The organism is Pseudomonas zhanjiangensis, assembly GCF_041027545.1.
In the GTDB taxonomy this organism is placed as follows: domain Bacteria; phylum Pseudomonadota; class Gammaproteobacteria; order Pseudomonadales; family Pseudomonadaceae; genus Aquipseudomonas; species Aquipseudomonas zhanjiangensis.
Genome location: NZ_JBFTEG010000006.1, coordinates 213,278 through 225,659 on the forward strand (window position 1 = coordinate 213,278; position 12,382 = coordinate 225,659).

General features: G+C 64.2%; 9 protein-coding genes. 3 read left to right on the top strand and 6 right to left on the bottom strand.

Annotated elements, in window-relative coordinates; all coding sequences use genetic code 11:
- Nucleotides 1–235: 235 nt before the first annotated feature.
- The 3 genes from AB5S05_RS10305 to AB5S05_RS10315 form a co-directional block, all read right to left on the bottom strand.
- Nucleotides 236–1,480 (bottom strand): saccharopine dehydrogenase family protein, encoded by a 1,245-nt coding sequence (locus AB5S05_RS10305; RefSeq protein ID WP_369287421.1) that lies wholly within the window; start codon nucleotides 1,478–1,480, stop codon nucleotides 236–238.
- Nucleotides 1,481–1,506: 26 nt separating this feature from the next.
- Nucleotides 1,507–2,604, bottom strand: coding sequence for a carboxynorspermidine decarboxylase (locus tag AB5S05_RS10310; RefSeq protein WP_369287422.1), 1,098 nt, complete (start codon nucleotides 2,602–2,604; stop codon nucleotides 1,507–1,509).
- Nucleotides 2,605–2,893: 289 nt separating this feature from the next.
- The gene (locus AB5S05_RS10315) at nucleotides 2,894–3,502 is read right to left on the bottom strand and encodes a hypothetical protein (protein ID WP_369287423.1); all 609 of its coding nucleotides are present in this window, start codon (nucleotides 3,500–3,502) and stop codon (nucleotides 2,894–2,896) included.
- A gap of 243 nt (nucleotides 3,503–3,745) precedes the next feature.
- Between AB5S05_RS10315 and mksB the strand changes: the two genes are divergently transcribed.
- From mksB to mksF, 3 genes are read left to right on the top strand one after another with little or no spacing between them, the layout of a single operon-like run.
- A complete protein-coding gene (mksB, locus tag AB5S05_RS10320) occupies nucleotides 3,746–4,999 on the top strand; it encodes an Mks condensin complex protein MksB (protein WP_369287424.1) in 1,254 nt (417 codons plus the stop codon).
- Nucleotides 4,996–5,697 (top strand): Mks condensin complex protein MksE, encoded by a 702-nt coding sequence (mksE, locus tag AB5S05_RS10325; protein ID WP_369287425.1) that lies wholly within the window; start codon nucleotides 4,996–4,998, stop codon nucleotides 5,695–5,697. Before mksB ends, mksE begins: the two co-directional genes overlap by 4 nt.
- Nucleotides 5,694–8,528 carry an Mks condensin complex protein MksF gene (mksF, locus tag AB5S05_RS10330; RefSeq protein ID WP_369287426.1) on the top strand — a complete coding sequence of 945 codons (2,835 nt, stop codon included), beginning with the start codon at nucleotides 5,694–5,696 and terminating at the stop codon, nucleotides 8,526–8,528. The genes mksE and mksF overlap by 4 nt, the downstream gene beginning before the upstream one ends.
- Before the next feature lie 57 nt (nucleotides 8,529–8,585).
- Here the strand turns inward: mksF and AB5S05_RS10335 are convergent, their stop codons facing one another.
- From AB5S05_RS10335 to AB5S05_RS10345, 3 genes are read right to left on the bottom strand one after another with little or no spacing between them, the layout of a single operon-like run.
- Nucleotides 8,586–10,889 carry a PqiB family protein gene (locus AB5S05_RS10335; protein WP_369287427.1) on the bottom strand — a complete coding sequence of 768 codons (2,304 nt, stop codon included), beginning with the start codon at nucleotides 10,887–10,889 and terminating at the stop codon, nucleotides 8,586–8,588.
- The gene (locus AB5S05_RS10340; protein ID WP_369287428.1) at nucleotides 10,882–11,505 is read right to left on the bottom strand and encodes a paraquat-inducible protein A; all 624 of its coding nucleotides are present in this window, start codon (nucleotides 11,503–11,505) and stop codon (nucleotides 10,882–10,884) included. The genes AB5S05_RS10335 and AB5S05_RS10340 overlap by 8 nt, the downstream gene beginning before the upstream one ends.
- Nucleotides 11,492–12,151, bottom strand: coding sequence for a paraquat-inducible protein A (locus AB5S05_RS10345; RefSeq protein WP_369287429.1), 660 nt, complete (start codon nucleotides 12,149–12,151; stop codon nucleotides 11,492–11,494). The genes AB5S05_RS10340 and AB5S05_RS10345 overlap by 14 nt, the downstream gene beginning before the upstream one ends.
- Nucleotides 12,152–12,382 lie beyond the last annotated feature (231 nt).

Consider the following 12,382-nt stretch of genomic DNA (forward strand, 5'->3'; position numbering starts at 1 on the left):
ATGTCGATAAGGGCTGATTGTCGCGTGAAATGCCGCGGGCGGGAAGCGCGGCGCAGGCCGTCATTCCGAGCAGGCCATCTCGCGTAAACGAAAACGCCCGCCAAAATGGCGGGCGTTGGGCTGATCGAGCGAGCTAGAGGCAGGCTAGGCGAAAGTGCGTAAGGACGCGGAGTTTACGACTGTAAATGAGCAGTCCGAGCGCACTTTCAACAACGCCTGGCCGACGCGCAGCCGATCAGAGGGCTTGGTCCCAGGGGCGGTCGCCGTTGGCGTCCTTGATCCGGGTCGGCAGGCCCATCACGTCCAGCAGCTTGAGGAACGGCTCGGCCGGCAGCTGCTCGACGTTGGCCATGTGCTGCACGTCCCAGTCGCCACGGGCGACCAGCAGGGCGGCGGCGACCGGCGGTACGCCAGCGGTGTAGGAAATGCCCTGGCTGTCGGTCTCGGCATAGGCGTCGGCGTGGTCGGCGACGTTGTAGATAAACAGCTCGGCGGGCTTGCCGTCCTTGCTGCCCTTGACCAGGTCACCGATGCAGGTCTTGCCGCTGTAGCCCGGGGCCAGTGAGGCCGGGTCCGGCAGCACGGCCTTGACCACCTTGAGTGGCACCACTTCCAGGCCCTCGGCGGTCTTCACCGGTTGCTCGGAGAGCAGGCCGAGGTTCTTCAGCACGGTGAACACGTTGATGTAGTGTTCGCCGAAGCTCATCCAGAAGCGCACGTTGGGCACGTCCAGGTGCTTGGACAGCGAGTGCACTTCGTCGTGGCCGGTCAGGTAGAGGTTCTGCTCACCGACCACCGGCAGGTCGTCGGTACGCTTGACCTCGAACATGCGGTTGCTGGTCCACTGGCCGTTCTGCCAGCTCCATACCTGTCCGGTGAATTCGCGGAAATTGATTTCCGGGTCGAAATTGGTGGCGAAGTACTTGCCGTGGGAACCGGCGTTGACGTCGAGGATGTCGATCGACTCGATCTTGTCGAAGTACTTTTGCTGCGCCAGGGCAGCATAGGCATTGACCACGCCCGGGTCGAAGCCGACGCCGAGGATGGCGGTCACGCCCTTTTCCTGGCATTCGGCCAGGTGCTTCCACTCGTAGTTGCCGTACCAGGGCGGCGTCTCGCAGATCTTGCCCGGTTCTTCGTGGATAGCGGTGTCCAGGTAGGCCGCGCCGGTGTCCATGCAGGCGCGCAGCACCGACATGTTGAGAAAGGCGGAGCCGACGTTGATGACGATCTGCGATTCGGTTTCGCGGATCAGGGACTTGGTCGCTTCGACGTCCAGGGCGTTCAGCGCGAAGGCCTTGATTTCGGCGGGCTGCTTGAGGCTGCCCTTGGCCTGGACGCTGTCGATGATGGCCTGGCATTTGGAGATGTTGCGCGACGCGATAGCAATACGACCGAGTTCGTCGTTGTGCTGCGCGCACTTATGGGCCACCACCTTGGCGACACCTCCTGCACCAATGATAAGAACGTTCTTCTTCAATTGTTTCACCCCCTTGTACTGCGGCCTCAGGAGAGGCTGGACAGGTAATCGTTAAAGCCAAACTCACGAACCACCTCGACGCTGCCGTCGAGTTGTTTCACCACAATGGCCGGCATCTTCAGGCCGTTGAACCAGTTCTTCTTGACCATGGTGTAGCCTGCCGCGTCGATAAACGACAGCCGATCGCCGATGGCCAGCGGACGATCGAATTGGTACTCACCGAAGATGTCGCCGGCCAGGCAGGATTTGCCGCACACCATATAGGTGTGCTCGCCGTCGCAGGGCGCCATCTTGGCGTTGAGCCGGTAGATCAACAGGTCGAGCATGTGCGCCTCGATCGAGCTGTCGACCACGGCCAGGTTCTTGCCGTTGTACAGGGTGTCGAGCACCGTGACTTCCAGGGAGGCGCTCAGGGTGATCGCGGCCTCTCCCGGCTCCAGGTAGACCTGCACGCCATAGGTCTCGGCAAACGCCTTGAGGCGCGCGCAGAACTTGTCCAGCGGGTAGCCTTCGCCGGTGAAATGAATGCCGCCGCCCAGGCTGACCCACTCGACCTGGTGCAGCAGATGACCGAAGCGCTCCTCGATGGTGGTGAGCATCTGGTCGAACAGCTCGAAGCTGGCGTTCTCGCAGTTGTTGTGGAACATGAAGCCGCTGATCTTCTCGATCACCCCGGCGATCTTCTCCGGGTCCCATTCGCCCAGGCGGCTGAACGGACGCGCCGGATCGGCCAGCAGATAGTCGGAGCTGCTCACCTGCGGATTCACGCGCAGGCCGCGAACCTTGCTCGCGGAGGCGTCGGCGTAACGCTCGAGCTGGCCGATCGAGTTGAAGATGATCTTGTCGCAGTTGGCCAGCATCTCGTCGATTTCATCGTCGGCCCAGGCCACGCTGTAGGCATGGGTCTCGCCGGCGAACTTCTGCCGGCCGAGCTTCAGTTCATAGAGGGACGACGAGGTCGTGCCATCCATGTACTGCTGCATCAGGTCGAACACCGACCAGGTGGCGAAGCACTTGAGCGCAAGCAACGCCTTGGCGCCGGACTGCTCGCGCACGTAGGCGATCTTCTCGAGGTTGCCCAGCAGCTTCTGTTTGTCGATGAGGTAGTACGGCGTCTTGATCATCTGTGTACCCGTGCCCGTTCTGCCGGCAGGAAATCAGCCAAGCTGACCCCTCCCCAAAAAGTGGAGGCGAATTGTGCCGACAACCGGCGCATATCGAAAGAGTATTGCGGAAATTTTAACCAACATTCGACCGTTGGCGGCGCATTGACGCACCATCGGCGCCGATCCGCCCCCCGATCTGACTCGCTCTCAAGCGCAGATGCGACCGCCTGACCCGGTGCCGGCGTCCATGGCTCAAGCATGGCAGGGACAGATGTCCATTTGATGGCCAGGCCCTGCGGCCTGGGTTTCAGGCGCGGCGGAACAGGCCCAGCAATTGCTCGGCAAGCATTGCCTGCAAGGCGTCGATGTCGAGCAGGGCCTGCCGCCCCAAACGCGCGGGGATGATCCGGTGCAGGTGCAGCGAAGGCATGCGCCCCTCGAACGTGCGCAGTTCCTCCTTGATCAGCACTGGCAGGAAGGGCTCGCCCCGACTCTGGCAGCGCCGCAGCAGCAGCTGGAGGCCTTCATGGAAGGGCAGTTCGCGGGACGCCACCAGGCGGTTTTCGCTGGCAACCTTGAGGTAGAGACCGCTATGCCCGAGGGCTTCGCCGGGCAGGATATGCGCACCGGTCGGCTCCACGGCCTGTGCCGGGATGTCGCCGTAAGTACTCTGCCAGGCCTGCTCGTCCGGCAGTATGGTGATATCGCCATGATCGCTGGGTGGAATCACCAGGCTGTAGCGACTGTAGAGCTTGCGCGCAAAGACCGAATAGATGCACAGGCGATTCTCGAAGCGGCGCAGAAATGCCAGCGCCTCGCTGCGGTCGCAGATCGCATCGAGTTCCCAGGCCAGCTCGCGCTGCCCGAGCAACGGACGCCAGTGATCATCGATGTGAGCGGCAAGGGTGGAGGACATGGCTTTGACCCGGCGTGCGTGCAATGCGGTGAAGACCCTCTCGCAGAAAGCATGCCAGCCCGCGTCGAGCACGGGCGCCAGGCTGCGGGCCCGGTCCTTGCTCGCGGCCCCGCCCAAGGGGTCCTAAACTGCCGCATTGGGTCACTTCGGCAGGACCGCAGCCTTCGATCGGTTCGCGTTCAGGCGCAGGCCGGCCGATGCAGTACAATCGGCGTTTTTTCCGATTGAGCGACCGGCCTTGCGATGATCGACCCCAAACGCGTACTGCGCGCCCTCGCCGAACACTGGACCCTGCTCGAGCCGCTCTGCGAGCGCTTCGACGCCGGCACCCTGAGCCTGGTCGAGCTGCGCAACCAGCTGACGGCGCAGCTGCCGGACAGCACGCCGGTGGACATCACCGCCCTGCTCGACCAGTGGATTCGCCTGGATATCCTGGTACCGGTGGCCAAGAGCCCCAACCGCTTCGAGCTGAACGCACAGATCCATGACTTCCTCGCCTACCTGCGGCGCGAGCACCGCCTGGGTCTGTGCCTGGAGATCGAGGCCTACCTGCGCCACCTCGAGCGCCTGGCCGGCTATATCCAGGATGCCTTCGAGGTGCGCGACGCGGCCGACCTGGCGCGTCAGTTGCGCCTGCTCGACATGCGCGTGCGCGATGTGCTGAAGAAGCTCGGCAACGACGAGCAGGCGCTGATCGCCGTGGCCGAGCGGGCCAAGACCAGCGACCGGCAGATCCCGTTGCGCCAGCGCTATGCCGAGGTGCTGGCGACCTGGGACGAATACGTCGAACCGATGATCCAGCTGGTCGCCGCCGATGGCGCCTTCGAGCAGGGCGTGTACCGCGTCGAGCACGTGCTGCTGCGCCTGCTCGGCGAGCAGCAGCGGCTCGGCCAGCTGGTCGACGACGACCTGCTGCTACGCACCCATGCGCGCATCCTGGAGATGCAGACCACCGCCCAGCTGACCCTGCGCAAGGCCCGCGAGCTGTTGCTGCCGCTGCGCGAGGAAGCGCGCCGGCACAACGCGGTGACCCGTGGCGCCGCCCTGGCCCTGTCGGTGATCCGCAAGAAGGGCCTGGACGCCGTGCCGCAGGCGGCGCTGCCGCTATTCACCCGGCCACAGAGCACCTTCCTCGGCAGCGCCGCCCAGGTCGAGGCCTACGTCTACGCCCTGGCCCGGTTCGAAGCCAAGCCGGCGCACTTCCCCAAGGCCAGCGGCAAGCGCAAGGGCGATGCCCCACGCGCGCCGCGCACCGCCCGCGAGATGATCGAGCGCTGCGAGCAGGCCCTGCCGCTGCCCGACCTGATGCTCTGGCTGCTGGAGCAGGAGCCAGAAGGCGCCACCGACGAGCTGCTCTACTGGTTCTCAAGGCTGTCGCGCGAAACGCGCTTCCAGCGTGAGCGCCTGGAGCGCCGCGACTACCTGACCCGCGAACACCAGCTCAACCTGAGCTCCTATGCCCTGATCAAGCCTGCGCCAGGAATGACCTCCGCATGAATATCGATTTGAAAGAAATGACCCAGCTCTCGGCGATCTTCCGCGAGCTGTTCAAGGGCTACCACCTGTCGCGCAGCGAACCGGAATGCTACGCCCAGTTGTCCAGCCAGCAGGACCAGTACCGCGCGCTGTTCAAGGCGCTCGGCTTCGAGCTGGTGTGCGACCCGCGCGGCTTCTACTACTTCGTTCCCGAGCAGATGGGCGCCCAGGTCAACAAGACCGCCCAGCGCCTGGCGTTGTTCACCTTCATCCTGGTCGAACACCTGGCCGATCAGGGCCGCGACCCGCTGGCCGTGCTGGACGGCGGCAGCGTCGGCCGCGATGAATTGCCGGCGCTGCTGGACAAGTACCGCGACCTGTTCCTGCAGGCCGAGGTCACCACCCAGGAAGAGCTGGAAGACAAGATCATCCGCCGCCTGACCCAGCTCGGCTTCGCCGAGGACAGCAACGGCGTGTACCGCTTCCTGCCGCCGATGCACCGTTTCCTCGACGTCTGCCTGTCGGTGCAGCACGACCGCGACCTGGCCGCCAGCCTGCACAGCAGCGAACTGTCGCTGCCGGCACCGCTGCTGATCGACGATGACAGTGGCGAGGCGATCATCGCCATCGACAGCATGGACAACGCCGAAGAATCCGAAGAAGACGCCCTGGCCCGCGCCATGGCCGAAGAACGCGCACTGCAGGAGAGCGAAGCATGAGCCAGGAACGCTACGGCATTCGCCGCTTCGCCCTGCTGAATACCGCCGGCTACAGCCTCGGCCTGTTCCCGCTGGAGAACCCGCTGTCGGTATACGGCGCCAACAACCTGGGCAAATCCGCCTCGATCAACGCACTGCAGTTCCCGATCCTGGCGCGCATGTCGGACATGAGCTTCGGCAAGTACAGCCTGGAGCAGTCGCGCAAGTTCTACTTCGCCACGGACACCAGCTACATCCTGGTGGAAGTCGCCCTGCCCCACGGCCCCCATGTGATCGGCGTAGCCGGGCGCGGCCCGGGCGGCGGCTTCGGCCACCAGTTCTTCGCCTATCAGGGCGAACTGGACCTGGAGCATTACCAGCAGGGCGGCACCTGCCTGCGCCAGCGCGAGCTGTTCAACAACCTCGAGCGCGCCGGCATCAAGGCCTTCGAGCTCAAGCCGGACGAGCTGCGCCGCCTGCTGGTTGGCGGGCACACCAGCATTCCCCTGGACCTGACGCTGATTCCGCTGCGCTCGACCAGCGAGCAGAGCCTGAAGACCTTCCGCGCGCTGTTCATCAACCTGCTGCATATGCGCGAGATTACCGCTGCGAAACTGAAGCAGCTGTTCCTCGACGCCTTCGAGCACAGCCTGCGCTCGGGCAGCGTCGACTACATCGCCGCCACCGAGGAAGCCTTCCGCGACGTGCGGCGCATGGAGCAGGACTACCAGGCGCTGGTTGGCGCCGGCCCTCTGATCGAGGCGCTGGCCGCCGGCGTGGCCCAGCGCGAACAATTGCGCGGCAAATTGCACCGCATCTCGCCGTTGCTCGACTCGCTGCTCGGCACCTGGCAGGACTACGCGGGTGCGCGCCGCGAGGAACTGGTGATCCAGGCCGAACACTACCGCGCCGAGCAGGACGGCCTGCAGCAGGAGCAGCGCGGCGGCACCCAGGAACTGATGCGTCTGGAGCGCGAGATCAGCGAGGTCCAGCGCTGGCTCGGCGAGCTGGCGGTGCTGAAGAACCGCTTCGCCCTGGTCAGCGACGCCCAGGTCCTGGAAGCCCAGTTGCTCGCCGCCAAGGATGCCCACGACGAACTGGCAGGCGCCCTGGCCCAGTCGCGGCAGTTTTCCAGCGAAGACCTGGACGAGCGCCTGCGCGACCTGGAAAAACGCTTGAAGTCGGTCAAGCAGCAGCTCGACCACGCTGACAACAACAGCTACGCCAGGCTGCGCGAGGAGTTCAGCCAGCAGGATGTCGATCGCCTGATGCGCCTGTTCAACGGCCAGCTGTTCAGCCTGCCACTGGGTGAAAAAGGCATCGCCCTGGACGACGGCGAAGCCTGGGTCAAATCCCTGGAGGCGGTGCTGGACGGCTTCAAGGGCGAACGCTTCGAGGCCCCCGGGCTGTCCATCGACCTCTCGCACATCGAGCCGCCGGCGCTGCAGGCGCTGGCCGACCGCGCCGCCCTGCGCGACCAGAAGGATCGCCTCGAGCGCGAATACAAGCAGCTCAAGACACAGCAGGCGGTCGCCGCCGACCGCGCGGCGAGCAAGGCCCAGGCCGAGCAGCTGTACCAGGCGGTACTCGATGCGCAGAAGGCCCTGGAAGACTTCCGCCGCAGCCAGACCCTGGCCGCCGAGGAAGACGCCAAGCTGGAGCAACTGGCGCAGCTGGAGGCCGCCCAGGACGAGCTCAAGCGTACCAGCGACGCCTTTACCGAGCGGGTCCAGCAACTGTCCGCCAAGCTGCAACTGGTCGGTCGCCAGCTCGCCGACCTGGAGGCCAAGGAGCGCACCCTGGAAGACGCCCTGCGCCGCCGCCAGCTGCTGCCGGCCGACCTGCCGTTCGGCACCCCCTTCACCGACCCGGTAGACGATTCGCTGGACAACCTGCTGCCGCTGCTAAACGACTATCAGGACGCCTGGCAGGGCCTGCAGCGGGTCGACGGCCAGATCGAGGCGCTGTACGCTCAGGTGCGCCTCAAGGGCGTGGCCAAGTTCGACAGCGAAGACGATGTCGAGCGTCGCCTGCAACTGCTGATCAACGCCTACGCGCACCGCCAGGACGAGGCTCTGACCCTGGCCAAGGCCCGCCGCGCGGCGGTCACGGATATCGCCCGGACCCTACGCAACATTCGCAGCGACTACGACAACCTGGAACACCAGTTGGCGCTGTTCAACCGCGAGATCAACAAGCGCCAGGTGTCCAACCTGGAGAGTTTCCGCATCGTCCTGGCGCCGAACAAGGAAGCGCTCAAGCACATCGACCAGATCATCCACAGCGCCGGCCAGTACGAGCAAGGCGAGACCCTGTCGGTATTCGACCTGCAGCAGGGCGGCGAGCAGGACGCCAGGAACGAGCAGGCCAAGGAGTACCTGGCCCGCCTGGTGGCGGCCAACCACAACCAGCTGGGCCTGAAGGACTTGTTCGAGCTGGCCTTCGAGATCACCAAGGTCGGCGGCGCGCCGGTGATCCACACCGACATCGACGGTGCGGCTTCCAACGGCACCACCATGACCATCAAGGCGCTGACCAACATGTACCTGCTGCTGCACCTGATGGACCGCGAACAGGCCGGTCGGGTGCGCCTGCCCTACTACCTCGACGAGGCCGCGGACATCGACGAGCGCAATCAGCAGGCGCTGATCGAAACCAGTCTGCAGCTGGGCTTCGTGCCCATCCTCGCCTCGGTCAAGCCGCAGGTCTCCGCCCACGTGGCCATCGACCTGGAGGGCGGCAGCGGCCCGAACGGCATCTATATCGACGAGGCGGACTGGAAGTTTATCCGCCCCCGTGAGCCGGCCAAGACCGAGAATGTGCGACAGGAGGTCAGCGCAGAACCGGCCTGACTCGGCCGCCGGACGCGACAAGGGCCGCAGTTGCGGCCCTTGTCGTTTCAATCGCTTCTATTTCGGCAAGGCGACCTTCGGTGCCCACTGCAACCACTCATCCTGCGGGTCGTCGAACAGGGCGAAGGTCTGCCCGGGCCTGGCCTGCATGCCCATCTGCTCCTGTTCCGGGGTGGCGAAGGCGACCCCGCCGGCGATGATGGTCTCTAGCGACTCGCTGCGCACCTTTACGCCCTTGAACAGCCCGGCCTCGACGCCGATGCCGGTGGTATTCCAGAAACGGCTGCCGGTATGCACCAGCCCGGCGTAACGCGGCTCGATGAGGATATGGATGAGTACCCGGTCGGCCGTGGGCCCCAGTTCGAAGCCGACCACCTTGCCCACCGGCACCTCGCGATAGGTCACCGGCACCCCGGGCTTCAGCGAGCTGCGCCGCGCCGCGCTGAGCACCAGGGCCAGGCCAGGCTCGCGCAGCGCCGGATTCGGCGGCTCGGACAGGGCGATAAACGCGGTCTGTTTGCCGCCCGGCTTGTCCGCCGGCAGCACCTCCAGGTAGTGGCCGCCGACCAGGGTGTCCAGATTGGTGACCTCGGTCAGGCTCAGCTCGGGCTTGACCACCCAGAACTGCGTGCCGGCACGGGCGATCTGCTTCGCGGCCTGAGTGATTCGCGCCTGCAGGATCACGGCCTGCAGGTCATCGCTGAGCTCGATGGAGTCGACCTTGCCGACGTCCAGGCCCTTGTAGCGAATCGCCGTCCCCGGGCTCAGGCCATCGCCACGTTGCAGGCGGATGCTGATCGCCTGACCGCCCTGCAGAGCGCTATCGCGACTGTCATAGAGGGCGAAGCGCGGCACCCGCGTGGCCATCACCGGGGCCTTCAGGTCGGCGGTCTCGAAGGCGATACCGCCGGCCAGCAGGGTCTGCAACGATTCGCTCTTCACCTCGACACCGGACAGGCCGCCCTTCAGGGTGATGCCGCTGGCGTTCCAGAAGCGTGTGCTGCTGTTGACCAGGTGGGCGTACTCCGGCTCGATATGCACGCCGAAAGTCACTCGCTGGCTGTCACGCGACAATTGCACGCTCTGCACCGAGCCCACCTTTACCTGGCGGTAGAGGATCGGGTTGCCGACCTCCAATGAGCCCCGACTGTCGCTCGACAGCACCAGGTGCAAGCCTGGCGCCGCGAGATCCAGCGGCGGTGCCTTGGCCCGCGCCTCAAACTCGCGCCTGGGCGTCGCGCCCTTCTCGCCCGGGCGCACGGCGATGTAGTTGCCCTTGACCAAGGCCTCCAGGCCGGTGATGCCGGCCAGCGAGATCGACGGTTTGACCACCCAGAACTCGGCACCTTCGACCAGATAATCCTCGGTGCGCGGGTCGAGCGTCACTTCGGCGGTGGCCGCCATCAGATCCTCGCTGACCTTCAGGGCCTTGAGACTGCCGACCTGGATGCCATTGAACAGCACCGGGGTACGCCCCGCCTCGAGCCCCTCGAAATCGCTGAACTTGACCAGAATCCTGATCCCCGCCTGGGCGGCGTCGAAATCCTCGTAGAGCCGAAACGGCAGGCTCGGGTCGGTCGGCGGGCTATCCTTGCGATGCTCGGGCGTCGCAAAGGCAATCCCTCCGGCGACTATGCTGGCGAGCGACTCGCTGCGCAGCTTGAAACCGGACAGGCCGGCATTGATCGTGATGCCGCTGGCATTCCAGAAGCGCGTATGTTTACGCACCAGATGGGCATAGAGCGGGTTGATGAAGATCTTGATCTCGACCGTACTCTGGTCCTCGGCCAAAGCGTAGCTCTTAACTCGCCCCACCTGGACCTGCTTGTAGAACACCGGGCTGTCCCTACCCAGCGAGCCCAGGCGATCGGCCTTGAGGGTCAGGTGCAGTCCAGGCTCGGAATCCGACAACGGCGGAGCCTCGGCCAGGGCAGTGAAGCGACGACTCGGCTCGCCTTCGCCCGGACTGAGGGTGATGTAGTTGCCCGAGACCAGGGTCTCGAGACCGGTAATGCCGGCCAGGCTGACACTCGGCTTGACCAGCCAGAAGCGCGTCCCGGCACGCAGGCTCTCCTGCATGTCCTTGCTGATTTCCACGGTCGCCACCACCCCGCGCTGCTCTTCGCTGCTATCCAGCGCCAGTGCCTTGACCTTGCCGATCGACATGCCTTTGTAGATCACCTCGGTCTTGCCGGCCTGGATCCCTTCGCCACTCTTGAAGATGACCTGAATCTCGACCCCGGCCTGACTGTAGGCACGCCAGCCCAGCCAGCCGCCTATCAGCAGGGCAAGCAGGGGTAGCACCCAGATTGCCGACCAGTTGGACGCCGGACGAACTCTTGCCGATGGCAATTCACTCATGGTCGAAATGCGACTCCGTGTTGTCCCAAATCAATCTGGGGTCGAAGGTCAGTGCAGCCAGCATGGTCAGAATCACCACGCTGGCAAATGCCATCGCCCCCAGCCCCGGCTCGATACTGGCCAGGCTTCCGAAATTGACTACCGCCACCAGAATGGCGATGACGAAGATATCCAACATGGACCAGCGGCCAATCCACTCGATGAAGCGGAACACCAGGATTCGCTGGCGGGCCGACATGGGCTGGTGACGCTGAATCGAATACAGGAGCAAGGCGATGCCCACCAGCTTGAACGTCGGCACCAGGATGCTGGCGATGAACACCACCGCCGCTATCGGCAGCATGCCCAGGTGCACCAATTCCAACACACCGGACATGATGGTATCGGACTGGCCTTTACCCAGCGAATTGACCGTCATGATCGGCAGCAGATTCGCGGGTATATAAAGCACCGTTGCGGTCAGCAACAGCGCCCAGGTCCGCGCCAGGCTGTTGGGCCGTCGCGCATGCACCACGCCCCCACAACGCGAGCAGTATTGCCTCGCTAAGGAAGGATCCAGAGGATTGAGCTGATGGCACTCGTGGCAGATCAGCAGTCCGGCATCAATCGCCCGCATGCACGTCCTCTCCCGAGAGCGCCTGCCAGATCTGATGGGGCGCCATGGTGACCTCGAGCCAGACCTGGATTAACAACAAAGCGATGAAACAGAACAATCCCAGCCCGATGTTGAGGTCCGCCAGCTCCACCAGTTTGACGATGGCGACCAGAATACCCATCAGGTAAACCTCAAGCATGCCCCAGTCGCGCAAGTGGTGATAGATGCGATAGAGCAGCAGCCCATAGGCGCGGCCTATATCCAGGCGAATGCTCAACAGTACCAACAACTGACAGAGCAATTTGAGCAACGGAATGGCCATGCTGCAGAGAAAGACCACCGCCGCCACCCCCTGCATGCCACTGCCATAGAGGCCGATTACCGCCCCCCACAGCGTGTCGACGGCAGTCTGCCCCAACAGGTTGAGCTGCATGATCGGCAGAAAATTGGCCGGCACATAAAGCAACAGAGCGGCCAACACCAACGCCAGACTGCGACGAATAACCTGATGACGATGGCTATAGAGCTCGTAACCACAACGAGGGCACTCCGCTTGCTCGCCATCGCCGACAGGTGTCTTGCGCATCAGCAAGTCACACTCGTGGCAGGCAATCAGCTGCTCGATCGGCAACTCGGACAGCGCTACGGGCTCGGTCAGTTCAGGCATACACGGGTTCTCGCAGAGATGCCTCTATTCTAGAACAGCAAGCTAGCGGACAGCCCACGGTCGGGCTGTTAAGGACCGCTACACCTGCCCTGCCTTTGAAGTCATTTTTCCCGCGCAAAGACAAACCCCCCAGCTGCGTTAGCGGCTGGGGGGTTTGGTTTTAGAAGCTTGACGATGACCTACTCTCACATGGGGAGACCCCACACTACCATCGGCGATGAATCGTTTCAC